25 protein-coding genes are annotated in these 23,687 nt (G+C 68.5%); 13 read left to right on the top strand and 12 right to left on the bottom strand.

The window, feature by feature from the left end:
- The first annotated feature begins 12 nt into the window (after nucleotides 1–12).
- Nucleotides 13–375, top strand: coding sequence for a hypothetical protein (locus tag EV647_RS16025; protein ID WP_202876175.1), 363 nt, complete (start codon nucleotides 13–15; stop codon nucleotides 373–375).
- A gap of 168 nt (nucleotides 376–543) precedes the next feature.
- Here the strand turns inward: EV647_RS16025 and EV647_RS16020 are convergent, their stop codons facing one another.
- Together EV647_RS16020 and EV647_RS16015 are read right to left on the bottom strand one after the other, a co-directional pair.
- On the bottom strand, nucleotides 544–1,410 hold the full coding sequence (locus tag EV647_RS16020; RefSeq protein WP_134003459.1) for an MBL fold metallo-hydrolase: 867 nt from the start codon (nucleotides 1,408–1,410) through the stop codon (nucleotides 544–546).
- A 109-nt stretch (nucleotides 1,411–1,519) separates the two neighbouring features.
- Nucleotides 1,520–2,176: a DUF998 domain-containing protein gene (locus EV647_RS16015; RefSeq protein ID WP_134003457.1), complete on the bottom strand. Its 657-nt coding sequence runs from the start codon at nucleotides 2,174–2,176 to the stop codon at nucleotides 1,520–1,522.
- A gap of 185 nt (nucleotides 2,177–2,361) precedes the next feature.
- Here EV647_RS16015 and EV647_RS16010 point away from each other — a divergent pair, with 185 nt between their 5' ends.
- The 3 genes from EV647_RS16010 (at nucleotide 2,362) to EV647_RS16000 (ending at nucleotide 5,016) form a co-directional block, all read left to right on the top strand.
- The gene (locus EV647_RS16010) at nucleotides 2,362–3,687 is read left to right on the top strand and encodes an FAD-binding oxidoreductase (RefSeq protein ID WP_134003455.1); all 1,326 of its coding nucleotides are present in this window, start codon (nucleotides 2,362–2,364) and stop codon (nucleotides 3,685–3,687) included.
- Between the two features lie 277 nt (nucleotides 3,688–3,964).
- Nucleotides 3,965–4,252: a hypothetical protein gene (locus EV647_RS42545; protein ID WP_202876174.1), complete on the top strand. Its 288-nt coding sequence runs from the start codon at nucleotides 3,965–3,967 to the stop codon at nucleotides 4,250–4,252.
- Between the two features lie 41 nt (nucleotides 4,253–4,293).
- Nucleotides 4,294–5,016, top strand: a complete 723-nt coding sequence (locus tag EV647_RS16000) for an endonuclease/exonuclease/phosphatase family protein (protein ID WP_166679974.1) — start codon at nucleotides 4,294–4,296, stop codon at nucleotides 5,014–5,016.
- Here the strand turns inward: EV647_RS16000 and EV647_RS15995 are convergent.
- Nucleotides 5,001–5,468, bottom strand: a complete 468-nt coding sequence (locus tag EV647_RS15995; RefSeq protein ID WP_134003451.1) for a GNAT family N-acetyltransferase — start codon at nucleotides 5,466–5,468, stop codon at nucleotides 5,001–5,003. The two genes, EV647_RS16000 and EV647_RS15995, sit on opposite strands and share 16 nt — an antisense overlap.
- Nucleotides 5,458–6,837: an MFS transporter gene (locus EV647_RS15990; protein WP_134003449.1), complete on the bottom strand. Its 1,380-nt coding sequence runs from the start codon at nucleotides 6,835–6,837 to the stop codon at nucleotides 5,458–5,460. Before EV647_RS15990 ends, EV647_RS15995 begins: the two co-directional genes overlap by 11 nt.
- Before the next feature lie 114 nt (nucleotides 6,838–6,951).
- On the opposite strand from EV647_RS15990, the gene EV647_RS15985 reads away from it, so the two are divergent.
- Nucleotides 6,952–7,530, top strand: coding sequence for a TetR/AcrR family transcriptional regulator (locus EV647_RS15985; RefSeq protein WP_134003447.1), 579 nt, complete (start codon nucleotides 6,952–6,954; stop codon nucleotides 7,528–7,530).
- 7 nt (nucleotides 7,531–7,537) lie between these two features.
- Here EV647_RS15985 and EV647_RS15980 read toward each other — a convergent pair whose 3' ends face one another.
- Together EV647_RS15980 and EV647_RS15975 are read right to left on the bottom strand one after the other, a co-directional pair.
- Nucleotides 7,538–7,900: a cupin domain-containing protein gene (locus tag EV647_RS15980; protein ID WP_134003445.1), complete on the bottom strand. Its 363-nt coding sequence runs from the start codon at nucleotides 7,898–7,900 to the stop codon at nucleotides 7,538–7,540.
- A gap of 86 nt (nucleotides 7,901–7,986) precedes the next feature.
- The gene (locus EV647_RS15975) at nucleotides 7,987–9,135 is read right to left on the bottom strand and encodes an MFS transporter (protein WP_134003443.1); all 1,149 of its coding nucleotides are present in this window, start codon (nucleotides 9,133–9,135) and stop codon (nucleotides 7,987–7,989) included.
- 51 nt (nucleotides 9,136–9,186) lie between these two features.
- Here EV647_RS15975 and EV647_RS15970 point away from each other — a divergent pair, with 51 nt between their 5' ends.
- Together EV647_RS15970 and EV647_RS15965 are read left to right on the top strand one after the other, a co-directional pair.
- Nucleotides 9,187–9,645, top strand: a complete 459-nt coding sequence (locus EV647_RS15970) for a T6SS immunity protein Tdi1 domain-containing protein (protein ID WP_134003441.1) — start codon at nucleotides 9,187–9,189, stop codon at nucleotides 9,643–9,645.
- Between the two features lie 17 nt (nucleotides 9,646–9,662).
- Nucleotides 9,663–10,298: a gamma carbonic anhydrase family protein gene (locus tag EV647_RS15965; RefSeq protein ID WP_238177237.1), complete on the top strand. Its 636-nt coding sequence runs from the start codon at nucleotides 9,663–9,665 to the stop codon at nucleotides 10,296–10,298.
- Between the two features lie 272 nt (nucleotides 10,299–10,570).
- Here the strand turns inward: EV647_RS15965 and EV647_RS15960 are convergent, their stop codons facing one another.
- Nucleotides 10,571–11,236, bottom strand: coding sequence for a response regulator (locus EV647_RS15960; RefSeq protein WP_134003439.1), 666 nt, complete (start codon nucleotides 11,234–11,236; stop codon nucleotides 10,571–10,573).
- Nucleotides 11,233–12,885, bottom strand: a complete 1,653-nt coding sequence (locus tag EV647_RS15955; protein WP_134003437.1) for an ATP-binding protein — start codon at nucleotides 12,883–12,885, stop codon at nucleotides 11,233–11,235. The genes EV647_RS15960 and EV647_RS15955 overlap by 4 nt, the downstream gene beginning before the upstream one ends.
- A gap of 182 nt (nucleotides 12,886–13,067) precedes the next feature.
- Here EV647_RS15955 and EV647_RS15950 point away from each other — a divergent pair, with 182 nt between their 5' ends.
- The 6 genes from EV647_RS15950 to EV647_RS15925 all read left to right on the top strand — a co-directional run bounded on the left by EV647_RS15950 (nucleotide 13,068) and on the right by EV647_RS15925 (nucleotide 19,193).
- Nucleotides 13,068–14,075, top strand: coding sequence for a tripartite tricarboxylate transporter substrate binding protein (locus EV647_RS15950; RefSeq protein ID WP_134003435.1), 1,008 nt, complete (start codon nucleotides 13,068–13,070; stop codon nucleotides 14,073–14,075).
- A complete protein-coding gene (locus EV647_RS15945) occupies nucleotides 14,072–14,584 on the top strand; it encodes a tripartite tricarboxylate transporter TctB family protein (RefSeq protein ID WP_134003433.1) in 513 nt (170 codons plus the stop codon). Before EV647_RS15950 ends, EV647_RS15945 begins: the two co-directional genes overlap by 4 nt.
- Complete coding sequence (locus tag EV647_RS15940) at nucleotides 14,584–16,092, top strand: tripartite tricarboxylate transporter permease (RefSeq protein ID WP_134003430.1); 1,509 nt, start codon at nucleotides 14,584–14,586, stop codon at nucleotides 16,090–16,092. Before EV647_RS15945 ends, EV647_RS15940 begins: the two co-directional genes overlap by 1 nt.
- Nucleotides 16,093–16,102: 10 nt before the next feature.
- A complete protein-coding gene (locus EV647_RS15935; RefSeq protein WP_134003428.1) occupies nucleotides 16,103–16,537 on the top strand; it encodes an EVE domain-containing protein in 435 nt (144 codons plus the stop codon).
- Nucleotides 16,538–16,558: 21 nt separating this feature from the next.
- Nucleotides 16,559–17,860: an MFS transporter gene (locus EV647_RS15930; protein WP_134003426.1), complete on the top strand. Its 1,302-nt coding sequence runs from the start codon at nucleotides 16,559–16,561 to the stop codon at nucleotides 17,858–17,860.
- Between the two features lie 127 nt (nucleotides 17,861–17,987).
- The gene (locus EV647_RS15925; protein ID WP_238177236.1) at nucleotides 17,988–19,193 is read left to right on the top strand and encodes a winged helix-turn-helix domain-containing protein; all 1,206 of its coding nucleotides are present in this window, start codon (nucleotides 17,988–17,990) and stop codon (nucleotides 19,191–19,193) included.
- On the opposite strand, the gene EV647_RS15920 is transcribed toward EV647_RS15925, so the two are convergent.
- The 4 genes from EV647_RS15920 to EV647_RS15905 are packed head-to-tail and all read right to left on the bottom strand — an operon-like array spanning nucleotide 19,173 to nucleotide 23,669.
- On the bottom strand, nucleotides 19,173–20,384 hold the full coding sequence (locus EV647_RS15920) for an adenylate/guanylate cyclase domain-containing protein (protein ID WP_134003422.1): 1,212 nt from the start codon (nucleotides 20,382–20,384) through the stop codon (nucleotides 19,173–19,175). The two genes, EV647_RS15925 and EV647_RS15920, sit on opposite strands and share 21 nt — an antisense overlap.
- 57 nt (nucleotides 20,385–20,441) lie before the next feature.
- On the bottom strand, nucleotides 20,442–21,686 hold the full coding sequence (locus EV647_RS15915; protein WP_134003420.1) for an MFS transporter: 1,245 nt from the start codon (nucleotides 21,684–21,686) through the stop codon (nucleotides 20,442–20,444).
- Nucleotides 21,683–23,062, bottom strand: a complete 1,380-nt coding sequence (locus EV647_RS15910) for a GH1 family beta-glucosidase (RefSeq protein ID WP_134003418.1) — start codon at nucleotides 23,060–23,062, stop codon at nucleotides 21,683–21,685. The genes EV647_RS15915 and EV647_RS15910 overlap by 4 nt, the downstream gene beginning before the upstream one ends.
- Nucleotides 23,052–23,669, bottom strand: a complete 618-nt coding sequence (locus tag EV647_RS15905; RefSeq protein WP_134003416.1) for a YbjQ family protein — start codon at nucleotides 23,667–23,669, stop codon at nucleotides 23,052–23,054. Before EV647_RS15905 ends, EV647_RS15910 begins: the two co-directional genes overlap by 11 nt.
- Between the last annotated feature and the right edge of the window lie 18 nt (nucleotides 23,670–23,687).

The following is a 23,687-nucleotide window of genomic DNA, read 5'->3' as shown; positions in this document are numbered from 1 at the left end:
ATCGTCCTGCCCATGAGTTCAGGTTGGGTGGACGAGGGGTTCGGGGCGGACGCCGCCGCGATCACCGGGATCGACGGCTCGCCGCGGTTGCTGACTCCTGACACGGTCGGCGACGCGGTGCGTGAGGTCTCTTCCGGTGCGGGGTTCCTGGGGTTTGATGCCGGCGCACGCTGGGGGTCCGGGTTCCTGCTGGACTCCCCCTTCCGGCCGACGCTGGGCCCACGCAGCTTCGGCAACGACGGCGCCGGCGGCCAGTTCGCCTTCGGCGACGACGAGTACGGCGTAGCCTTCGCCTACACCGCCAACCGCATGCTCGGCCACGGCGACCCCCGAGCCGCGCACCTGATCACCGCCCTCCGCACCTGCCTCCCCTAACCCACCACCGCGACACCACCACAGCGTGCGGACGAGGCGATGTGCTGAGGACGCGGTGCGGTAGCCGCGGAAGGTGGGCGAGAGGCGTACCGAAGGACGGGTAGTGGTCCACCTCTGGAACGCTGGCCAGTCGTCAGGACGGCGGGCGTGGAGGTCCGCGCTGGAGCACTACCCGTTGTTCGGTACGTCGAGGGGGTGCCAGGTGTAGGTGGGGCCGTTGCGTTGGACGTGGCCGAGGCCTGGGAACGGGAGGTGGTAGGCGTGGATCAGGAGGTGTTCGTCGGCGGCGCGGGACAGGAGTTGGCGGCGGGTGGTGACGGAGGCCGGTGCGTCCAGGTCCCACGGGGTGGCCCAGGCCGGGTTGATGAGTTGAAGCGGGTCGTAGAAGGTGTCGCCCACGCAGAGCAGGCGTTCGCCTTGGGACTGCAGGAGGATGGCTGAGTGGCCGGGTGTGTGGCCGGGGGCGGAGAGCGTGTGTACGCCGGGCAGGATCTCGGCGTCGTACTCGAACGGCCGCAGCTTCTCGCCGAACATGCGGATGGTTTCTCGAGCAGCCTCGAGGTGCGGCTGCGCCGACGGAAGGTCGACGGAGCCTGACCAGAACGCGACCTCCGACGCATGCGCGAACGCGGTCGCCGCGGGGAAGGTCAGCTTGCCCGCCCAGATCGCTCCGCGCGCATGATCCTGGTGGAGATGCGTGAACACGACCGCAGCCAACTCCGACTGCGACAGTCCGGCGCTGGTCATTCCGCAGTCCAACTGTCCGATGAGCGGCTCGATGTACTCGCCGTACCCGAGGAAGCTCGCCCCCAGCCCCGTGTCGATCACCGCTGTCCCGTCCGGGGTGCTCACGAACAGGCAGTTGTACCCGCAGGTCAGCGTCGAACGCCCCTGGCACGAGTCCCGCAGTACGTCGTCCGGTACACCCGACTCAGGTGTGAAGAAATCCTCCAGCCGCGGCTCGAACGGCGGCCCCGGCTGGCCGTCGCTCACCACCACACACTCCAACCGCCCCACCGAGAACCGATAGATCATCACCCCACCCTCCCACCACCCCTCGTCTGTCCACCGCCAACCCCGGGTGGGTGGCGGCGCGGGCTGGTGACGATCCGCATGCGTTAGGCGTGGGGTTGGGAGACATGCTCTAGCGCTTGTCGCGGCAGATTGTGGTGATCCAGGTCCAGCCGAGGATCACCGCGAGGTCGAAGGCGATGATGGTAGGGCGGCTGCCGGCGCCGGCGCTGAGACCTGCGAACGCGGCGAAGAACAGGATGCCTGTCACCACCGAGAAGCGGGCGAGGGTACGGCGGCCGATCGCGCGGTAGTGCGCGCCGAACACCAGGCACGCGGCGATCAGGCCGGAGAACCCGATGGTGCCGGCCACGAAGTGACCCATGCCCCGCGTGCTGATCTCGGCGTAGTCGGCCGGCGTGCCGACCGGGAACCCGGCCGCAGGATCCGCGGGGAACGCGGCCGCGAGTAGCAGACCGAAACCGTAGGCGCCGACGAGCCGGGGACCCCACACCCGCCCGCGCACGGACGAACCACCGGCCCGCAGCGTCTGGCGGAGGCCGACAGCGCCGGCGATTGTCAGGAGGCCGCTGACGATGAAGTTCGCCGTCTGGATCCACCCCGGCCCACCGTTCGCGAGCAGGCTGGCGGGGTGGCGGGTGATGTCGAAACCGTCGCGGGTGAACGCCTGGGTCAGCCACACCGCGACGTACAGCGGCCCGGCGACAACTCCGCCGGTCAGCATGGCGCGAGTGGAGATACGGGCGGCCGGGAGCGTCACAGTACTCATGTCGAAAGTCCTTTCACAGAGGTGAACCGTCACCACTGCGTCGACCGGACCACCGCGGAATCGACACCACAGCCGAGAACAGACGAAGTAGCCCCGCGTTTTGTGATGTGGGCTTGCTCACGTCACATCGGGCGCTCGGCGGGCGTCAGGTGTTTGTTCGATGAGGGCAAACGCAAAGGAACGTCATGAGCGCAATAGTCGAAGGATTCGCTGGAGAGATCGTCGGGCCGGAGGACCCCGGGTACGACGCCGCGAGCAAGACCGTGCTGGTCGGGGGCAGTCCGGCGTACGTCCTCAGGCCGACGACCGTCGAGGACGTCCAGAAGGCCGTCCGGTACGCCGCGGGCAGCGGGCTGCCGCTCGCGGTGCGCGGCGGTGGACACGCGTTCCCAGGATTCGGGACGAACGACGGCGGGGTGGTGATCGATCTCGTCAACCTGGCGGGCATCGAGGTTGTGGACAAGGACAAGTACGTCGTCCGGATCGGTGGCGGCGCCACCTGGGGGCAGGTCGCGGCCGCGCTGGCGCCGCACGGGCTGGCGATCTCGTCGGGTGACACCAAGAGCGTCGGGGTCGGCGGGTTGACGCTGACCGGCGGCATCGGGTGGAAGGTCCGCAAGTACGGTCTCGCGCTGGACAGCCTGGTCGCCGCGGAGCTCGTGACCGCCGCGGGTGACGTCGTACGGGCGTCGGCCGACGAGAACCAGGAGCTGTTCTGGGCGATCCGCGGTGGCGGCGGGAACTTCGGGATCGTGACTGCGTTCGAGTTCGCGGCGCACCCGACGACCGACATCCACTTCGGCAAGATCGTCTTTCCCCCGAACGAGATCGCCGAGGTGCTGCCCCGCTGGGCGGAGTACCTGCGCACCGCGCCCGTGGAGCTGACCTCGATCGCGTCGTTCGCGAACCCGTTCCTCGGCGGTCCCGAGGCGCCGCTGGAGATCCAGGTCGCGTACGACGGCGACTATGCCGAACTCGCCGCGCAGGCGATCGATCCGATCCGCGCACTCGGCACCGTGATCGCCGACGATGTCACGCTGACGCCGTACGCCGAGGTGCTCGTGGACGGCGTCGTACCGCCGCCCGGCATCCAGTTCGCCACCCGGAGTGCCTTTGTCGACAAGGATTCCGTGCCCGAGGTACTGCGGATCCTCGCCGAGGCCGGCACCTCGCAGGGCTCTCCGGTCATCGCCGTCCGCAGCGTCGGCGGGGCCGTGGCGCAGGTCGCCGACGACGCGACGGCGTACGCGCACCGCCAGGCGGAGCTGATGTTCGTCACCATGACCGTCGGTCCGCCGCCGGTGATCGAGGCGACGCGTCCGGCGCGGCAGCAACTGTGGGATCGCCTGAGCCCGCGGGTCAGCGGCGCGTACGCGAACTTCCTGTCCGAGGCCGAAGACGCTGATGTCGCCGCGGTCTACCCCGCCAAGACCTACGAGCGGCTCGCGGCGGTGAAGCGCGAATACGATCCAGAAAACGTTTTCGCCGGCAACCACAACGTCAGGCCATGAGCAAGGTCTGGTTCGTCACCGGCTCCTCTCGCGGCCTCGGCCGGACGTGACCGAGCGAAGCGAGGGCACCATCAAGCACTGTGTCGAGGCCGCCCTGTCCCGTGGGGACCGGGTGGCCGCGACGGACCGCGGAGCGATGTCACCGAGTTGACCGCGACGTACGGCGACGCGGTACTCCCACTCACCCTCGACGTCACCGACAAGGCAGCTGTGTTCGCGGCCGTCGAACAAGCACACGCTCGCCCAAGAGGTCGCGGGCTTCGGCATCAAGGTCACGGTGGTCGCGCCTGGCGGTTACGCGACCGATGGCGTCACCGGCGGAGTCCGCTCGGATCCGAGCCCGCTGTACGACGACCTGCGCGACGCACTGTCCGCGTACGTGGCCTCGGCCGACTTCGGCGACCCCGCCGCGGCCGGCCGCGCGATCCTCGAGCTCGCCGACACCCCCACACCACCACTCCGCATCTTCTTCGGAACCCAGGGCTACCCGATGCTCCAGCAGGTGTACGCCGACCGCCTGAAGACCTGGGAAGCCTGGCAGGACCTGGCAACCGAAGCGATGTAAATAATCCCGGCGCCCCGAGATACTGGGGTATGCGATCGGGAATGTTTGCTGCCCTGACGTTCAACATGCATCACGGCGCGGGCGTCGACGGCAAGCTCGATCTCGAGCGGGTCGCGAAGACGATCGAGGCGGCCGGGGCCGCGGTCGTCGGTCTGCAGGAGGTCGACAAGTACTTCGATGCCCGCAGCAACTGGGTGGACCAGCCGGCCTGGTTGGCGGCGCGGTTGCAGATGAACTACGTCTTCGCCGCCAACCTGGACTGGGATCCTGCCGAGCCCGGCAAGCCCCGTCGTCAGTACGGGACGCTCGTGCTCTCGAAGTACCCGATCGTCGACTCCCGCAACACCTTGCTGCCGCTGCATGCGGGCAGTGAGCAGCGCGGTCTGCTCGAGACGTTGATCGACGTGAACGGTACGCCGTTGCGTTTCGCCGACACGCACCTCACGACGACCAATGACGACGAGCGCATCGATCAGGTGAATGCGATCGTCGCGTTGCTGAAGGACGCTCCCGAGGCGACGCTCCTGGTCGGCGACCTGAACGCCGTACCGACGTCGACCGAAATGAAGACTCTGACGACGAACTGGACGGACACCTGGCCGCAGAAGGGCCTCGGACTCGGGCTCACCAGCCCCGTGCCGTTGCCGACGAAGCGGATCGACTACCACCTGCACAGTGCGCAACTGGTGCCGACCGCCGCGTCGGTTCCGGTGAGCTTCGCGTCCGACCACTTCCCGGTCGCGGCCACCTACTCGCTCAGCTGACGCTCGTACGCCTCGGGAGACCAGCCGGCTGCGGTCTTGGTGACCATCTTGGCGCCGAGGCGTTCGTAGAAGCGGTAGCCGGCCGTGTTCTCCAGACGCAGACCCCAGCCGATCGGTAGCCGGTCCGGCAACGCGTGCCGGGCCAGCTCCAGCATGAGTTTCCGTCCGACGCCGGAGTCGCGGAAATGCTCCCGAACATAGAGGTCGTCCAACGCCAGTTGGTCCCCGCCGACCCACAGATACGGTCGCCGCAGCGCGGAAACGTACCCGGCCGCGTCGCCGCCGACCTCCGCGATCAGCACGATCACGTCCTCGCGGCCGAGGAACCCTTGCCAGTCCTCGACGCTCGCCGTCAGGTAGGCGCCCTGGTCCTGGTAGTCGGCCAGCTCACGCATCATCGTCAGCACGATCTCCGCGTCCGCGACCACCGCGCGGCGAATCTCAGTGGGCATGTACTTCTCCAGTCGAAGGCTTGAACGCCGGTACGACGACCAGCGCGAGGGCGGCCGCCACCGCGGCGGTGACCGCGGCGAACGTGAACCCACGAGTGAATCCTGTCGACACGGTCCCCGCAAGACTCGCCGCCGCGATGCTCGACACCACAGCGACGCCGAGGGAGGCGCCGAACTCGTGGAACGTGCTGAGGAGCCCGGACGCCAGACCAGCTTCGCGGTAGTCGATCTGCGCGAACGTCGTGGTCGACGACGCCACGAACGCGGCGCCCAGCCCGACCGTCCCGACGGTCATCCCGATCACGACCACGGCAGCACCCTCCCAGATCGCGGGGACAGCCACGCCGGCCGCGGTGATCAGGAACCCGGCCATCGCGATCGGCCGTGCGCCGACCCGGCCGACGACATGCCCGGCAATCTGCGCGCCGACGATCGCCGCGATCGCCACCGGCAGGAACAACAGTCCGGTGCGCAGAGCGCCGTACTGCTTGAAATGCTGCAGGTAGAACGAGCCCAGGAAGAACATCGAGATCATCAGGGCGGTCGCGACCAGGATCATGAAGATACCGGCGGTGACGGGCCGGCGGGTGAAGATCCGCAGGTCCATCAGCGGCGACCGCACGGTGCGCTGGACCCAGGCGAAGACGCCGTACAGAACAAGAGCTCCGGCCAGCGTGCCGAGCGTCGCGAGCGAGAGCCAGCCGCGATCGCCGGCGTTGATCAGCGCGTAGATCGCCGTACCCGTGCCGGCGGTCACCAGCAGAGCACCCGGTACGTCGAGATGCCCCGGCTGCTCGCTCGGCGTGTCGGCGGGAAGCATCCGGATCAGCAGCGCGAACACGACCAGGCCGATCGGCAGGTTGATGTAGAACACCCACTGCCAGCCGGGACCCGCGGTGAGCAGACCACCGAGCAGTACGCCGATCGCGGAGCCGCCACCGCCCATCGCGGACCAGATCCCGAGCGCCTTGTTGCGCTCGTCCCCGTCGAACGTCTTGGTGACGACGGACAGCGCCGCCGGCGAGAGCATCGCGGCCCCGATGCCTTGCGCGACGCGGCCGCCCAGCAGGACCTCAGGCCCATTGGCGAGACCGGTGACGAGCGAGGCCAGCGTGAACACGAACAGGCCGGTCAGTACGACGCGGCGCGAGCCGAACAGGTCGGCGGCGCGACCGCCGAGCAGCATCAGGCCGCCGAACATCAGCGTGTACGCACTCACCACCCAGGTCAGCGTCTCGCGCCGCAGGTGCAGGTCGGTCTCGATGTTCGGCAGCGCGATCGCCACCACGGTGACGTCGAGGATCAGCATGAACTGCGCGACGGCAAGCAGCCCCAGCAGCCGCCACCGCCGGGGGTCGGGTTGAGTCATGATCTCGTCCTTAACTTGAACAGGTGTGTACGGGTTACATTCGGTACGGTAACTCGTACACTGGTGTTCGACAAGAGGAATTCGTACAGTAGTGTTCGAGATCATGGAGGGCCGATGGCTGTCACCACCCGGCGCGCGGACGCGCAACGGAGCATCGCGGCGATCCTGACCGCGGCCGCCGAGTGTCTGGGCCGGGATCCGGCGGCGAGTACGTCGGAGATCGCGAAGGCGGCCGGGGTCGGGCGAGTGACCCTGTACGGCCACTTCCCCTCCCGGGCCGAGCTGGTCGACGCCGTCTTCGTCCAGGCGATCGCGACCGGCGAGGAGACCCTCGGGCAGGTCGATCTGACCGGTGATCCGCGCGACGCGCTGACCCGGTTGATCGAGTCGAGCTGGCACCTGGTCGACCAGTACCGGGCGCTGCTGCTCGCGGCTCAGGACGCACTGCCGCCCGGACGGGTGCGAGAACTGCACGCCGATCCGATGGCGCGCGTGGAACGGCTGCTCGAACGCGGCCGTGCCGAAAACGTTTTCCGTACCGACCTGCCGACGTCGTGGCTGGTCAGCGTCATGCACAACGTGATGCACGGCGCCGCGAGCGAGATCCAGGCCGGGCGCATCACGTCCGACCAGGCAGCGCCGTACATCACCGCGACCCTGCTGGCCGCGTTCGCTCCCCCGAAGGCCGAGTAGGGCCTAACTACTCCAGCCAGGTGGTTTCGAAGGTTGGGTTGGCGTGGATGTGCACCGCTTCGTAGCCGCCCGGGCCGGTGCGGAACTTGTGCGGGGTCTCGGCCGGTACGACCAGGATCTGGCCGGCCTTGCCGACGATCTCCTCGGTGTCCACCGTGAACGTCGCCGAACCCCGCCGGATGATGAACGTCTCGGCGTACGGATGCAGGTGCAGCCGCGGACCGACGCCCTCCTGCGTGGTCGACTCGAGAATCAGCGAGACACCGGCACCACCCGGCAGCTCGGTGTAGTTCTCGGTCCATTCCTCGCCGTCGTCCCGCCCGTCCGCCCGGCTGATCACCGCAGCCCCGGATTTCGCGATCTCCGTCATGCCACCCTCCTCGATCGGTTCAGCCACCGTAACCGTTGCAGTAGGGCCTTTCACATCCCTTTCGACGTACGTCGACGGGGCCGCACTCAGTCCAGTTGGCGGCTCGCTCGGGGACTGGCGACACGGTCGGCGACCGGTGCGAGGCCGGCGACGACGACCGCGATGACGGCGACCGCGCCCAGGGCAACCGGCAGCGACCACGCTGACGAGACCGCGCCGACCGCTGCCGGGCCGATCAGGAACCCGACGTAGGCGATCGTGGTCACCGTGGAGATCGCTCCGGCGCGCCGCTCGGGACCCGCCCAGGCGCCCGCCATCCCGATGACGGTCGGCGCGCAGACCGACGTACCGAGGCCGGCGACGCCGATCCCGATGAGTGCCGTCCAGGGATTGTTCGCGGTGGCCGCGACGAGTGAGCCGACGGCTGCGACGGCACCGCCGACGACCAAGAGCCGCACCGGGCGGACCCGGGCGAGCAGAGCGTTACCTGCGAAGCGGCCGGTGGCGGCCGCAGCAGCGAAGACCGCGGGAGCAGTGGACGCGAGGCCGGCCGAGGCGTTCAGTGAGGTGTCGAGATGTACGGCGCTCCAGCTCTGCCACGCGTTCTCGACCAGGTAGGCCAGTGCACACAGCACGCCGAACACGAGGAGCACCGGTTCGAGCCTGGCTCTCGACTTTCCGGTGTGCGTCCTGGCGGTCCCGGTGACCTTGGTTGCTCCCGGCGCAAGGACGGCAGCCGCCGTGATCACGATCAGAGTCGCCACACCGGCCAGCACCGGCAGTGCCCTCACACCGGCCGCCCGAAGTCCCCCCGTACCGAGGCTCGCCACCACGACCGCGACCGAGAACATGCCGTGGGCGAGGTTCATCACCGGCCGTCCGGTCTCGTGTTCGGTGTGGGATCCGGTCGCGTTGATCGCCACGTCCGTCGCACCAGAAGTTGCTCCGAGCAACAACAGCGCCGCGCTCAGCGTGACGACCGAACCAGCCAGGGCAGGCAGTACGCCGCAGAGCGCGAACAACACGGTCACCACGGGAAGCACGACGCCGCCGTACCGGTCGATCAGGTAGCCGGTGAACCGCATCGACACCAGCGCTCCGAGCCCGATCATCAGCAATGCCACACCGAGCTCTCCGTCGTTCACACCGGCGCCGGCCCGGATCGCGGGCAGGATCGCTCCCCACGCACCCCAGAACAGTCCGAACGCTGCGAACCCGGCGACTGGTTTGAGCATCCGCTCACCCTAGTTGGACACGTGGCCCCCGCTCGCGCCTAGGCTCACGGCATGGAGCTGACCCGGTCGTTCTCCGACGAGCAGTACGCGCGTGCGCTCGAATCCTGGACCTTCCTCGAACTCGACGGGTTGGTGCCGGTGTTCACGTCGCCGTTCGGGGACGTGTTCTTCCAGGCGGCTGACGGGTTCTGGTGGCTCGACACGCTCGAGGGGACGCTGGAGCTCACCTGGGCGAGCGCGGACGAGCTGCGGGACGCGCTGAACACGGAGGACGGCCAGGACCAGTACCTGCTGGCCGGCCTGGTGTTCGGCGCCGCGAACCAGGGCGTCGTACCGGGTCCTGATCAGGTCTACTCGTTCACCCATCCGCCGCAGCTCGGCGGCGAACTCACGCTCGACAACGTCGAGGTCCTGGACTTCGTGGTGTCGCTCAACATCCTCGGGCAGATCCACACCCAGATCCGCGACCTGCCTCCCGGTACGCCGATCAGCGGGATCACGATCAGCTGAGCATTAGGGTGTGGCGCATGCCGCTGTACTCGTTCGAAGGTAAGCGTCCGACCGTCCATCCCGACGCGTGGATCGCGCCGACCGCCACGCTGGTCGGTGACGTGGTGGTCGAGGCCGGGGTGTCGATCTGGTACGGCGCGGTGATCCGGGCCGATCTGGGCACGATCACGATCCGCGCCGGCGCGAACATCCAGGACAACACGGTCATCCACGTCGGCCACAACGGCTGCGAGATCGGCCCGAACGCCACGGTCGGTCACCAGTGCCTGGTCCACGACTGCACGATCGGCGAGCAGGCGCTGGTCGGAAACGGCGCGATCGTGCTGGACGGCGCGGTGGTCGGCAAACGGTCACTGGTCGCCGCTGGGTCCACGGTCACGCCCGGCGCGGTCATCCCACCGGAGTCGGTCGCGATGGGCAGCCCCGCGAGAAGATCATCCCGCTCGACGGCACCGCAAGACTCTTCGTCGACCACAACGCCGCCGTCTACCACGCGCTGGCCGAACGCCACGCCGCATCCGTCGAACTGGTCGAGGACTGACCCTCGGCGAGATCTTCGACCGCCCGTACGCCGCCGCCTCCCGCTGACCGCACCCCGCCCGCTCCCGCACCCATCGAGCCAACGACTCGACGACCAGCCCATCAGCATTTGATGGGTTAACCAGCCAAGTGGGGGGTTAACCACCCTGGTTAAGGGTGTGGAACCCCCCATTTGACTGGTCAACCCATCAAATGCGGTGGCTGACCCAGCAAATGCGGGTCGGCCAAGGGCGGGGACCGAGCGGGGCGACGCCCGGGCGGCGTGGGCGGCCGGGGGTGGGTGTACGGGGTGGGTGGGGTGGGTGTACGGGGCGGGTGGGGTGGGTGTACGGGGGGCGGGGTGGGTGGGGTGGGTGTACGGGGGGTGGGGCGGGTGGAGTGGGGGTCAGGTTCGCCAGGTGTAGCGGCGTTCGGGGCGGCCGGTGGTGCCGTAGCGGAGGGATACTTCGGCCTGGCCTTGGGCGGCGAAGAACTCGAGGTAGCGGCGGGCGCTGACGCGGGAGATGCCGACCTTCTCGGCGCACTCGGCGGCGGAGAGGTTGTCGGGGGCGGCGCGGAGGGCGGCGGTGACGAGGTCGGCGGTTTCCTGGCTGAGTCCTTTGGGGAGCCGGTTGACCAGCTGACGGGCGGGCGCCAGGACCCGGTCGACGTCGGCTTGGGAGGTGACCTGGTCGGGGACGCTGGCGCGGCGGCGGGCGTACTCCCGGAGCCGCGCCCGGAGGTCCTCGAAACCGAAGGGTTTCAGGAGGTAGTTCACGACACCCTGCCGCACAGCCCCGCGGACCGCGTCCGCCTCGCGGGCGGCGGTGATCACGAGGATGTCGACGTCGGGCTGGACGGCACGCAGGCGGGCGATCAGGTCGAGGCCGAAGATGTCGGGGAGGTAGAGGTCCAGAAGAACCAGGTCAGGAGAAAGCTCACCGAGCGCCGCCACGGCCTGGTCGCCGGAGTTCGCCGTACCGACGACCTCGAAGCCGTCCACGCGGTCGACGAACCCGCGGTGGATGCGGGCGACCATGAAGTCGTCGTCGACGACCAGCACCTTGATCATCGGGCTCCCTCCGGCGTGCGCTGGGTGGACATCCGCGCGACGAACGCCGCACCACCCTCGGCGAGGTTGGTGACCGCCACCTCGCCGCCGCGGCGCCGGCAGATCAGGCGGGTCATCGCGAGGCCGATCCCGCGTTCGCCCTCGGCCGCGGCCTTGGTGGTGAATCCGTGCGCGAACACCTCCTGCGCCAGCTCGGGTGCGACTCCCGGCCCGGAGTCGCGGACCACGATCTCCACACTCGTCGCGTCCTGCCGAAGCTCGACCTCGACCCATGCGGGCGACAGCGGCGTACCGGACAGCGCGGCCGCGTCGACGGCGTTGTCGACCAAGTTGCCGAGGACGGTCGCGATGTCGGCGGAAAGCGCCGGATCGAGGCGCAGCAGCGTGGTCCGCTCGGACACCCGGAGCTCGACGCGGCGTTCGGCCGCGAGCGACGACTTCGCCATCAGGAGGGCGGCGACCGTGGTGTCGTGGACCCGCCTGGTCACGGTCAGGTCGAGCGATTCACGATAGCGGTTGAGCGCGCCGACGTACGTGACCACCTCGTCGTACTCACCGATCTGGATCAGCCCGGAGATCGTGTGCAGCTGGTTCGCGAACTCGTGCGTCTGCGCCCGCAGCAGCTCCGCGGACGAACGGAACGACCCCAATTCGCGCTCCAGTTGCGCGAGCTCGGTCCGGTCCCGCAGCGTGGTGACGGATCCGAGTGACCGCCCGTCTTTGGTAACACTCATCCGGTTCATCACGAGCACCCGACCACGCCGTACGACGACCGCGTCGCGCGCCTCGTCCTCGCCGGCCAGCACTTCGCGCAGCCGTCCTTCGACACCCAGCTCCCGCAAGGACTTTCCCACCGCATCGGAAGGGAGATCGAGGAGTCGCCGGCCGACGTCGTTCACCAGCGTCACGCGCAGATGCGGGTCCAAGGCAACGACTCCCTCGGCAAGCCCGTACAGCATGGCTTCCCGATGCTCCGCCAGTCCCGCGATCTCCCGAGGTTCGAGCCCGAGCGTCTGCCGCTTGATCCGCCGGGCGAGCAGCCACGACCCGAGCAGCCCCAGCACACAGGCGATTCCGAGATAGATCGCGAGGTACGACGACGCGCCGCGCAACCGCTGCAGTACGGACGGAGCCCGCTCACCGACCATCACGGTCCCGATGTGGTCGCCGAGCGTCCCGTCCAGCTTGCCGTTCTTGTCCCTGCCTTCGCTCAGCACCGGAACCTGGGCCACCAGCTCCATCCCGCCGTCGCCCCGCAGCTGCCCCGACCAGCCTCGACCGTCCGCAACCTCTGGGACACCGAGCGTGAGCTTCGTCCCGATCAGGGTCGGATTGGTTGCCGCGATCACCTTTCCGTCGGCGTTCGCGACCGTGATCGAGGTGACGCCGGACTGCGCGAGGCTGGTCTGCAGCGTGGGTGCAAGCATCTCCGCAGGCGCCGGGTTGCGAACGTTGAACCGCAGCGCGGGGTTCGACGACAACTGCTCGGCCAGCAAGGTGACCCGGCGGCCTTCGACCCGGTTGAACGTGGCGGCCGACTGGGCGAGCGAGACCGCGGCGACGGCCACGAGCACGATCACCACGATCGCCAGCTGCAGCACCAGCAGCTGGCCGGCCAGGGTCGGCCTTCGTCCCAGTCGCACCGCCATGTTCACCTCCTCGCACGTCCTGCCGCATGATCACCGCTCCAGCGGCCAAGTGCCACACTTCAACCAGGTTCCGCCTGTGACCACAATGAACTCAACCACCGCTGCGGCCACAACGCAGACGCCCGTACCACAGGAGGTCCACGATCGTCGGCACCTGAACCATTCCCGAAAGGACTCCGCCGATGAGGTCTAGGCCGATGCTCTGGGTCACCACGGCGCTGGTCGCCCTGGTGACCGCGACCGCCTGTGGCGCGACCGCGGAAAAATCCGACACATCGAACGCCGACAGCGGAAAGCCGGCCACCGGCCTGCGGCTGATGGTGCCGAACACCGCGGGCGGCGGGTACGACACCACCGCCCGGACCGCCGCGAAGGTGATGGACGACGCCAAGATCGCGACCGGCGTCCAGGTGTTCAACCTGCCCGGCGCGGGCGGCACGGTCGGCCTGCAGCGGATCGTGAACGAGAAGGGCAACGGCAAGCTCGCGATGCAGATGGGGCTCGGCGTGGTCGGCGCGACGTACACGTCGAAGTCGAAGGCGACGCTCACCCAGACCACCCCGATCGCCAAGATGATCGAGGAGGCCGGCGCGATCGTGGTGCCGAAGAACTCGCCGTACAAGACGATCCAGGACCTCGTCACCGCCTGGAAGGCGAACCCCAAGGGACTGGCCGTCGGCGGCGGCTCGTCGCCGGGCGGACCGGACCACCTGCTGCCGATGCAGCTCGCACAGGCCGTCGGCATCAATCCGAAGGACGTCAACTTCGTCTCGTACGACGGTGGCGGCGAACTGCTGCCCGCGCTGCTCGGTAGCAAGATCGCGTTCGGGGCCAGCGGATTCGGCGAGTTCCTGGACCAAGTGGAGAGCGGTCAGGTCCGCGTACTCGCGGTGACCAGCGAGAAGCCGATCGACGCGCTCAAGGACGTGCCGACGCTGAAGGGCTCCGGGATCGACCTGGTGTTCACGAACTGGCGCGGCATCGTGGCGCCGCCGGAGATCAGCGACGGGGACAAGAAGGTCTGGATCGACGCGCTGACCAAGATGCACGACTCGCCGCAGTGGAAGGCCGAGCTGCAGAAGCACGGCTGGACGGACGCGTTCGTGACCGGTGACGAGTTCGGGAAGTTCCTGACCGAACAGGACAAGGCCGTGGCGGACATCCTGACGAAACTGGGCCTGGCGGCATGAGCACCGCCGAGACTCCACGCGAGGCTCGGCGGGACACAGCGCAGTACGGAGTGTGTGGTTTCCTGGCGGTGGTCGGCGCCCTGGTGATCGTCGACGCCGCCCGGATCCAGCACATTGCCAACAGCAACGATCCGATCGGCCCGAAGCCGGTCCCGATCGTGCTCGGCGTACTGCTGCTCGTGGTCGCCGTGCTGTACGCCGTCGACGTCGCCCGCGGCGGCACCGGTGCGGCCGAGGAAGGCGAGGACGTCGACGTCACGTCGTCCGTCGACTGGCGCACGGTACTGCTGCTGATCGCCGCGTTCGTGGTGAACCTGGTGCTGATCGAGCCGCTGGGCTGGGTGATCAGCGGAACCCTGCTGTTCTGGGGGTCGGCGTTCGCGCTCGGCAGCCGGCACCACATCCGGAACGTGTTCATCGCGGTCGCACTGTCGCTGATCACGTTCTACGCGTTCGCGATCGGGCTCGGGGTCAACCTGCCGGCCGGCGTACTGCAAGGGATTCTGTGATGGACAACCTGACGAACCTGCTGAACGGGTTCGGCGACGTGCTGACGCCGATCAACCTGTTGCTGGCACTGCTAGGAGTCACGGTCGGTACGGCGGTCGGCGTACTGCCCGGGATCGGGCCGGCGATGACGGTGGCGCTGCTGCTGCCGATCACCTACGGGATGGAGCCGGTGCAGGCGTTCATCATGTTCGCCGGCATCTTCTACGGCGGCATGTACGGCGGCTCGACCACCTCGATCCTGCTCAACACGCCCGGGGAGTCGTCATCGGTGGTGACGGCGATCGAGGGCAACAAGATGGCACGAGCCGGACGGGCCGCGCAGGCGCTGGCGACGGCCGCGATCGGATCGTTCGTGGCCGGGACGATCGGGACGCTGTTGCTGGTGCTGGTCGCGCCGCAGGTGGTGAAGTTCGCCATCAGCCTGGGCGCGCCGGACTACCTGGCGATCATGCTGCTCGCGTTCGCCGGTGCCACGTCGGTGCTCGGGTCGTCGCGGATCCGCGGGTTCGCGGCGCTGCTGCTCGGGCTGGTGATCGGGCTGGTCGGGATCGACAAGGTGACCGGCCAGCAGCGGCTCACGCTCGGGATCCCGCAGCTGGCCGACGGCATCGATGTCGTGGTGGTTGCCGTCGGCATCTTCGCGGTCGGCGAGGCGCTCTGGGTCGCTGCGCATCTGCGGCGGAACCCCGGCACGGTGATCCCGGTCGGGCGGCCGTGGATGGGCAAGTCGGACTGGCGTCGCTCGTGGAAGCCGTGGCTACGAGGTACGGCGTACGGCTTCCCGATCGGAGCGCTGCCGGCCGGCGGCGCGGAAATCCCGACTTTCCTCTCGTATGCGACCGAGAAGAAGCTGTCCAAGCACCCGGAGGAGTTCGGGCATGGTGCGATCGAGGGCGTGGCGGGACCGGAGGCAGCGAACAACGCGTCGGCCGCCGGCACGCTGGTCCCGATGCTCGCGCTCGGTCTGCCCACGAACGCGACTGCAGCGGTGATGCTCGCCGCCTTCACGTCGTACGGCATCCAGCCCGGACCGCTGCTGTTCCAGCGCGAACCGAAGCTGGTGTGGGCACTGATCGCGAGCCTGTTCATCGGCAACCTGTTCCTGTTGCTGCTCAACCTGCCGCTCGCGCCGGCCTGGGCGAAGCTGCTGCAGATCCCCCGCCCGTACCTGTACGCCGGGATCATCTTCTTCGCCTCGATGGGCGCGTACGCCGTCAACGCGCAGCCGCTCGACCTGCTGCTGCTCCTCGTGCTCGGCCTGCTCGGGTTCGCGATGCGCCGCTTCGGGCTGCCCGTACTCCCGCTGATCATCGGCGTGATCCTCGGACCGATCGCCGAACGTCAGGCCCGGATGGCGCTGCAGCTGTCCAACGGCGACGTCTCGGGCCTGATCGGCGGGCCGGTCGCGTACGTGATCTACGCCGTGATCCTGCTGATGATCGCCTGGCCGCTGCTCGCCAAACTCCGCCGGAAAATTATGACGAAAGATGTCGTATATACCGCCTGACACTAGGTGCATGAACGATCTGAACAGGGCCTGGCTGGGTGTGGTCTCCGCGGACCACACCCGGCGGGCCGTCGAGGGCGGTTTCATCCAGCTCAATCACGGCAAGCGGTACGGCGTCGCGCGGCTGCGCGAGGGTGACGGGTTCGTGATCTACTCCCCCACCGAGCGGTACGGGTCCAAGGAACCGCTCCGGGCGTTCACCGCGCTCGGAGTGGTCGCCGACACCGCGCCGTACCAGGCAGAACCGATGTCGATGGGTGCCCGCGGCACGATCCAGCCGTGGCGGCGGCGGATCGAGTTCCTGCCCGTCCACCGCGCGGCGCTCCGCGAGGTCGACCTGAGGCTGACCCAGGCGCCGAACTGGGGCTACCAGCTCCGCCGCGGTCTGGTCCCGCTCGAACCGGACGATTTCGAGACGCTTCGCGAGGTGTTGTCAATTTCTTGAGGTCGCGTCCGACGTAGGGGTATGACGACGACATTCAGGCGGTTGCTGATCAACACGTTGGTGGCGAACGTGACGACCACGTTCCTGAGCTTCGGCTTCGCCTTCTGGGTGTACCTGGTGACGCACTCGGTGCTCGCCGCATCGCTCGTCTCCGGTGTCTCGATGCTGATCGGCGCCGCCTCCGGGACGATCTTCGGCGCGGTCGTGGACTCGCACCGCAAGAAGACCGCGATGGCGCTGTCCACCTCGATCACCGGCGTGGCCTTCGCGCTCGCGGGCATCCTGTACGTCGTTGTCGGCCGGCAGCTCACCAACTGGCACGGGCCGTGGTTCTGGGCGTTCGCGCTCCTGGTCCTGGTCGGTAGCACCGCCGGCCAGCTCCGCAGCATCGCGCTCTCGACCGCGGTGACGTTGCTCGTCCCGGCCGACCGCCGCGACAAGGCGAACGGTCTCGTCGGCACGGTGAACGGCGTCGCGCACCTGATCACGAGCGTCCTCAGCGGCCTGTCGGTCGGCTTCGTCGGCATGGGCGGCACGGTCGCGATCGCGGTCGTGTTCACGGCCGCCGTACTCGTCCACCTGCTGCTCGCGATCCACCTCGACGAGCCGCGGCCGGAGCACCACGAGCGGACCCGGATCGACATCCGGAGCGCCTGGCAGACGATGCGCGACGTACCCGGGCTGCTGCCGCTGGTCCTGTTCAGCACGTTCAACAACCTGATCATGGGCGTCTTCATGGCGCTGATGGACCCGTACGGACTGAACCTGTTCTCGGTACAGTCCTGGGGCATCGTCCTCGGCATCACCAGCATCGGCTTCATCGCCGGCGGCGCCGTCGTCGCCCGCTTCGGCCTCGGCCGTTCGCCGCTGCGGCTGCTGATGCTGGCGAACGTCGGGATCGCGGTCGTCGGCCTGACTACGGCGGCGCGCGAGTGGCAGTCGCTGCTGGTGCTCGGCATGTTCGGCTTCATGCTGCTGGTCCCGGTCGCCGAGGCGGCCGAGCAGACGATCCTGCAGCGGATGGTCCCGTTCGAGAAGCAGGGCCGGGTGTTCGGGTTCGCACAGAGCATCGAGACCGCGTCCACCCCCATCGCCGCCTTCGCCATCGGCCCGGCGGCACAGTTCCTGCTGATCCCCTACATGGACTCGGCAGCGGGCCGCACCACCTTCGGCTGGCTCCTCGGAGACGGCCAGGCCCGCGGCATCGCCCTAGCCTTCGTCGCGGCCAGCCTCCTGATGCTGATCGTCGTACTCCTGGCCTTCCTGAGCGCCGCCTACCGCCGCCTGACCATCAGCTACGAGGCGGAACTTGTGCCTGCGTAACACTGGTTCGCTATATGTTCGAAGCATGGCTGCCGTTGGAGATGAGGTTTCGGGGGGTGAGGCGCGGCGGATTGCGTTGGGGGCGCAGGGGTTCGGAGAGCCGCGAGGACGCGGGGATGTACGGCGTGTGCGGAAGGCTGTCCAGCGCGCAGGCGTGCTGCAGTTGGACTCGGTGAACGTGTTGTGCCGGTCGCATTATCTGCCGGTGTTCTCGCGGGTTGGGAGGTACTCGCGAGCGGGTCTGGACAAGCTGAGTTGGGGCGCGGACCGGGAGTTGTTCGAGTACTTCTGGGGCCACAAGGCTGCACTGCTCCCGTTGACGACGTACCCCTTGATGCGGTGGCGGATGCGGGCGGCCGAGCGGCAGGTGTGGGACGAGGAGCTGAGCCCGGACGTGACCGCGCCGTGGTCGGTCGTCGAGGGAATGCGCCGGCTGACGGCGGAGCGGCCCGGGTACGTCGACCAGGTCCTGCGGATGGTGACGGAGCAGGGGCCGCTGACGGCGGGCGAGGCGAGCCCGGACGGCGTACGGCGGAAGCGCTCCGAGCCGCATCCGGATCCGACGACCGGCACGATGTGGAACTGGCAGGACGCGAAGATCGCGATCGAGTACCTGTTCTGCGCGGGCCTGGTGACGATCGCGGGCCGGCGGCACTTCGAGCGGATCTACGACCTCACCGAGCGCGTGCTGCCTGCCGACGTACTCGACGCTCCGGAGCCGACCGCCGACGAGGCTCGTCGTGAGCTGGTGCGGATCGCGGCCCGTGGTCTGGGGATCGCGACGCTGAAGGAGCTGTGTGGCGTCAGCGGCCGGGGGCACTTTCCGTTGCCCGCAGCAACTGGTCGCGAGGTGGTCGGCGAGCTGGTCGAGGCCGGTGAGCTGATCCCGGTTCGTGTCGAGGGCGTGAAGCAGCAGGCGTACCGCTGGCACGAGGCGAAGGACCGCCCGATCGACGCGCAGGCTCTGCTCTCGCCGTTCGACCCGCTGATCTGGAACCGCGACCGCACCCATCGCCTGTTCGACTTCTTCTACCGGATCAGCATCTACACCCCTGCCCCACAACGCATCCATGGCTACTACGTCCTGCCGTTCCTTCTGGGCGACCAACTGGTGGCCCGAGTAGACCTCAAAGCCGACCGTCAATCCTCGACGCTCGTCGTCCCCACCCTCACCCCCGAGCCGAACGCCCCCGACTTTGCCGAGCAGTTGGCCGCGGAGCTCCACCTGATGGCGGACTGGCTGGACCTCGAGCACATCGCCGTACCCGCCAATGGTGCTACCGCCCGCGCTTTGACTGAGGCCCTCGGCCGATCACGCCCGCGGTCCCAGTAGGAGCCAGGCGGGTGTCGGACCCTTGCCCTTCAGATCGATCAGGCCGCGCTGTTCGAAGCTGTACCGATCCGACAGGCGGTCGTAGACCCGTGACGAGACCTGGATCGAGCCGGGCACACCATGACTCTCCAGCCGGCTCGCCGTGTTGACCGTATCGCCCCACAGGTCGTAGCTGAACTTGCGCTGCCCGATGACGCCGGCTACGACCGGACCGGTGTCCATGCCGATCCGCAACCTCACGGTGTTGAGGTCTGTCAGCCCCTGGCACACCTGCAGCATCGCAAGCGCCATCTCGGCGACAGCCTCGCAGTGATCGTCCCGCGGCGTCGGAACGCCGCCCGCCACCATGTAGGCGTCGCCGATGGTCTTGATCTTCTCCAGGCGGTAGTCATCGGCGAGCCGATCGAAAGCGGTGAAGACCTCGTCGAGCAACCTGACCACGTCCTCCGGCGGCAACCCGACCGCAAGCGGCGTGAAGTCCACAATGTCGGCGAAGAGCACGGTTGCCTCGGGGAAGCGGTCGGCGATGACCCCCTCACGCTGCTTGAGTCGGGCCGCGACCGCGGCCGGCAGGACGTTCAGGAGCAGACGTTCCGACCGTTGATGCTCCCGATCGCGCTCGCGAACGAAGTACTGCAGGAGCAGGTAGGCGACCAGCGACGGGCCCGTCAGGTTCCCGACGAAGAACGCGGTCTGCACGGCATCCGGAATCGCAGCCGGTTCGAGGATGGGCTCGATTACGGCAGAGATGGCCAAGAGGGCCAGGTATCCGGCGAACCAGACCACTGCCCCGCGCGCCCCCACGAACAAGACCGCGCCGAGTGCCGGCCAGAGACCCCAGAGCGACACGGCGCTCGACGCGACGAACCCGCCGAGCGACCACTGGAGGGCGAAGGGGAGCAGGAGCATCAGCGTCAGCTGGAACGTCCGGAACGGGACGTATCGCCGCGTCCGGGCGAACCAGACCAGCGAGGGGATCGTGACGACCAGGTAGCCCAACGGGATCGACATCGGGATCGGCAGGCCGAGGGCGAGGTAGGTGACGACCCAGAGTGGCGTGAGGACGCAGATCAGCGACGTCGACAGCACGAGCGTCGACCGTCTGAGGCGCTCGTCCTCCGCATCGCCGTCGACGGCGCCGAGCGCTGCAAGGCGCTGGATCAGCAGCGATCGCTCTCGGCGGTTCGTCATCGTCCGCTCACGCCTCATCGTGACAGGAGCGAGCGGCTGCAAGCCAGGGGCGGCCGCCTAGCTGACCGAACGGATTCGGGTGACCAGTACGCCGGCGAGGAGCGTTACCGCGGACGCCAGGAGGTAGAGGACCGGGTAGCCGCCCAGGTGTTTGACGATGGGGGCGGCGATGGCTGGGGCCAGGACCTGGGGGAGGGAGTTGGCGATGTTGATGACGCCGAGGTCCTTGCCGCGGTTGCGGGCGCTGGGGAGGACCTGGGTGAGCAGCGCGAAGTCGACGGACAGGTAGACGCCGAAGCCGGCGCCGAGGACGGTCGCCCCGAGGATCGCGCCCGGCCAGGTCGGCCAGACCGCGAGTACGACGCCGGCCGCCGCCATCACCCACCCGGACGCGGTGACGAACACCTTGCGCCGCGCGGACCGGTCCGACCAACGGCCGAAGCTGATCGCGGTCACCAGCACACACACGCTGTAGATCGCCGTCAGGATCAGTACGCCGGTGTCCGGGTCAGCGACACCGACCTCGTCCTGCAGGTAGTAGAAGAGGTACAACGTCCCCAACGCATTACCGACGTTGAACAGGAACCGCGTCAGCCACGCCCACCCGAAGTCCGGGTAGCGCCGCGGGCTGATCCAGAAGCTCTTCACGAATTCGCCGAACACGAACGCCGGTCGCTCCGTCAACGTCGCATCGCCGCTCCGCAGCAGGTACGGCACGACGGACAACAGCAGGAAAACGGCGCAGGCGACGTACCCGAGGGTGAAGCTGTTGAACGCGGCCGCCAACGCTGTCCCGACCAATGCGCCGAGGACTTGAGAGATAGCGACCCACCCGCCGACGGCGCCGCGCTGCGTGACCGGGACACGGTCGGGGACGACGGCGGTCGCTGCGGCGAGCAATGCGTTGCCGAACAGCTGCATCAGGCACCAGCCGATCAGCATCAACGCGATCACGTGCGCGCCCGACAAGATGCCGAGCCCGATCGCGCCACCGACCGCACCGGCGACCACCCACGGGACTCGGCGTCCGTAACGGGACGTGGTCCGGTCGGACATCGCACCGAAAGCAGGGTTCGCAACCACCGAAACCGCCGCGCCGACGCCGGTCACCAACCCGAAAACGTATTCCTTGTTGCCTGGAGCAACAGCCTCGGACTGCTTCGCGAGCAGTACCTGAATCGGGCCGAGCCAGGCCGCGAACACCCCGACGTTCGCCAGTACGACGGCCGCGGTCCAGCCGCCACGCACCCGGACAGTCGGTTCCGCCAGCGCGGACGGCACCACGCCCGGCTCGGGAATCATGGCCGACCCGGAACCGATGGACTCCGGGCTATCAGGTCACGGAACCAGTGGTACGACGCTTTCGGCGTCCGCTCCAACGTCTCGAAGTCGACGTGCACGAGCCCGAACCGCTGCGAGTACCCGGCCGCCCATTCGAAGTTGTCCATCAATGACCACTGGAAGTACCCGCGGACGTCGATCCCGTCGTCCATCGCGACCTTCAACGACCGCAGATACCCGTCCAGGTAGTCGATCCGCCGCTGGTCCGACACCACCCCGTCGACGGGCTCGTCGTTGATCGCGCACCCGTTCTCGGTGATGTAGATCGGCGGCAGCTTGTCGCCGTACCGCTGCTTGAAGATCCGCAGGATCTCGCCGAAGGCATCCGGCACGATGGGCCAGCCGAAGTCCGTGGTCGGGTACCCGGGCAAGGTCCGCGGCTCGAACGGCAGGCCCGGCGGCAGCAGCACGCCGTCGGTGGCCGCGGTGTCGGCCTGCCCGGTGGCGGCGCCGACGGAGACCGGCGCGTAGTGGTTGATGCCGAAGAAATCGAGCGGCGTCGAGATCACCGCGAGGTCGTCGGCTACCGGGCCGGGCATCGCGTCGCCCATGCCGGACGGGTACTCCCCGAGCAGGATCGGGTCGGCGAACAACCAGTTGATCAGGTTGTCGTACAGCGCGGCCGCTTCCTTGTCCTCCGCACTGTCGCTCGCGGGCCAGGTCGGCGCGTGGTTGGACGCGATGCCGATGCTCGAGGCGCCGGCCGCTCGCAGCGCCTGCACCGCGCGGCCGTGGGCGAGCAGCTGATGGTGCGCGACCGGGAGCGCGTCGAACAGCAGCTCCTTGCCGGGGGCATGCGCGCCGAGGGAGTAGCCCATCAGCGTCAGCACCATCGGCTCGTTGATGGTGATCCACATCGGCACCCGGTCCGCGAAGTGCGCGGCCAGAATTCCGGCGTATTCCGCGAACCGGTCGGTGATGTCGCGGGACAGCCAGCCGCCCGCGTCCTCGAGCAGCTGCGGTGTGTCCCAGTGGTACAGCGTCGGCGCCGGCTGGATCCCGGCGCCGAGCAGCGTGTCGATCAGCCGGTCGTAGAAGTCAAGGCCGGCCGCGTTCCCCGGGCCGCTTCCCGACGGCTGGATCCGCGGCCAGGAGAACGAGAACCGGTAGGTGTCCACCCCCAGCTCACGCATCAGCGCGACGTCCTCGGCGTACCGGTGATAGTGGTCGCACGCAACTGCGCCGGTGTCGCCGCCCCGGATCCGGCCGGGCTCGGCGCAGAACGTGTCCCAGGTGGAGGGACCGCGGCCGTCCTCGGCCACGGCACCCTCGATCTGGTACGCCGACGTCGAGACCCCCCACCGGAAACCGGGCGGAAACTTGAGGTCAGCTGTCATTGGCATCGTCCTCGTCGGGAGTCGTGTCGGTCGGCCGCGGGGGCTCGGTCTTCCGGACGACCACCGCCGTACCGTACGCGGCCACCTCGCTCATGGTCTGCGCAATCTCGTTGCAGTCGAACCGCATCGCGAGGATCGCGTTGGCGCCCATCTGCTGCGCCATCTGGCACATCCGCATCACGGCGACGTGCCGCGACTCGGCCAGCATCTGGGTGTACTCCGGCACCTCGCCACCGCCCAGCGACCGGAAGCTCGCGGTGAAGTTCGACCCGATGTTGCGGCTCCGCACGGTCAGCCCGAAGACCTCGCCGAACACGTTTTCCGCGGTGTACCCGGGCAGGTCGTTCATCGTCGAGACCAGCACCGGGTACGGCGATCCCTGCGGAGCGACATGCGGCACGTTCGACGGAGCCTGCGGATAGCCGCCCTGCTGGCCGTAGCCCTGCTGCGGCTGACCCGGCTGCGGCTGACCCGGCTGCGGAGGCCCCTGCTGGTACCCCTGCTGATACCCCTGCGACGGCCCCGGCTGATACCCGGGCGGCGGCCCCTGCTGGTAACCGGGCTGCTGCGGCGGATACGGCGGGTTCGGGGGAAAGTTCTGGTTCATGGCCTAATCCTGACAGGC

Source organism: Kribbella sp. VKM Ac-2566, assembly GCF_004366005.1.
Taxonomy (GTDB): Bacteria; Actinomycetota; Actinomycetes; order Propionibacteriales; family Kribbellaceae; genus Kribbella; species Kribbella pratensis.
Note: the sequence above shows the minus strand (reverse complement) of the source record. Positions and strands in the feature narration are given on the sequence as shown.

Bases quoted from the DNA above. Each gene is read 5' to 3' on its own strand.
- EV647_RS15965 (WP_238177237.1), top strand. From the start codon at position 9,663: ATGCCGCTGTACTCGTTCGAAGGTAAGCGTCCGACCGTCCATCCCGAC.
- EV647_RS15940 (WP_134003430.1), top strand. From the start codon at position 14,584: ATGGACAACCTGACGAACCTGCTGAACGGGTTCGGCGACGTGCTGACG.
- EV647_RS16020 (WP_134003459.1), bottom strand. From the start codon at position 1,410: ATGATCTATCGGTTCTCGGTGGGGCGGTTGGAGTGTGTGGTGGTGAGC.
- EV647_RS15955 (WP_134003437.1), bottom strand. From the start codon at position 12,885: ATGGCGGTGCGACTGGGACGAAGGCCGACCCTGGCCGGCCAGCTGCTG.
- EV647_RS15910 (WP_134003418.1), bottom strand. From the start codon at position 23,062: ATGACAGCTGACCTCAAGTTTCCGCCCGGTTTCCGGTGGGGGGTCTCG.
- EV647_RS16010 (WP_134003455.1), top strand. From the start codon at position 2,362: ATGAGCGCAATAGTCGAAGGATTCGCTGGAGAGATCGTCGGGCCGGAG.
- EV647_RS15995 (WP_134003451.1), bottom strand. From the start codon at position 5,468: ATGCCCACTGAGATTCGCCGCGCGGTGGTCGCGGACGCGGAGATCGTG.
- EV647_RS15950 (WP_134003435.1), top strand. From the start codon at position 13,068: ATGAGGTCTAGGCCGATGCTCTGGGTCACCACGGCGCTGGTCGCCCTG.
- EV647_RS15990 (WP_134003449.1), bottom strand. From the start codon at position 6,837: ATGACTCAACCCGACCCCCGGCGGTGGCGGCTGCTGGGGCTGCTTGCC.
- EV647_RS15980 (WP_134003445.1), bottom strand. From the start codon at position 7,900: ATGACGGAGATCGCGAAATCCGGGGCTGCGGTGATCAGCCGGGCGGAC.
- EV647_RS15930 (WP_134003426.1), top strand. From the start codon at position 16,559: ATGACGACGACATTCAGGCGGTTGCTGATCAACACGTTGGTGGCGAAC.
- EV647_RS15975 (WP_134003443.1), bottom strand. From the start codon at position 9,135: ATGCTCAAACCAGTCGCCGGGTTCGCAGCGTTCGGACTGTTCTGGGGT.
- EV647_RS15920 (WP_134003422.1), bottom strand. From the start codon at position 20,384: ATGACGAACCGCCGAGAGCGATCGCTGCTGATCCAGCGCCTTGCAGCG.
- EV647_RS15935 (WP_134003428.1), top strand. From the start codon at position 16,103: ATGAACGATCTGAACAGGGCCTGGCTGGGTGTGGTCTCCGCGGACCAC.
- EV647_RS16000 (WP_166679974.1), top strand. From the start codon at position 4,294: ATGTTTGCTGCCCTGACGTTCAACATGCATCACGGCGCGGGCGTCGAC.
- EV647_RS15985 (WP_134003447.1), top strand. From the start codon at position 6,952: ATGGCTGTCACCACCCGGCGCGCGGACGCGCAACGGAGCATCGCGGCG.
- EV647_RS15970 (WP_134003441.1), top strand. From the start codon at position 9,187: ATGGAGCTGACCCGGTCGTTCTCCGACGAGCAGTACGCGCGTGCGCTC.
- EV647_RS16025 (WP_202876175.1), top strand. From the start codon at position 13: ATGAGTTCAGGTTGGGTGGACGAGGGGTTCGGGGCGGACGCCGCCGCG.
- EV647_RS15945 (WP_134003433.1), top strand. From the start codon at position 14,072: ATGAGCACCGCCGAGACTCCACGCGAGGCTCGGCGGGACACAGCGCAG.
- EV647_RS15905 (WP_134003416.1), bottom strand. From the start codon at position 23,669: ATGAACCAGAACTTTCCCCCGAACCCGCCGTATCCGCCGCAGCAGCCC.
- EV647_RS16015 (WP_134003457.1), bottom strand. From the start codon at position 2,176: ATGAGTACTGTGACGCTCCCGGCCGCCCGTATCTCCACTCGCGCCATG.
- EV647_RS15915 (WP_134003420.1), bottom strand. From the start codon at position 21,686: ATGATTCCCGAGCCGGGCGTGGTGCCGTCCGCGCTGGCGGAACCGACT.
- EV647_RS15960 (WP_134003439.1), bottom strand. From the start codon at position 11,236: ATGATCAAGGTGCTGGTCGTCGACGACGACTTCATGGTCGCCCGCATC.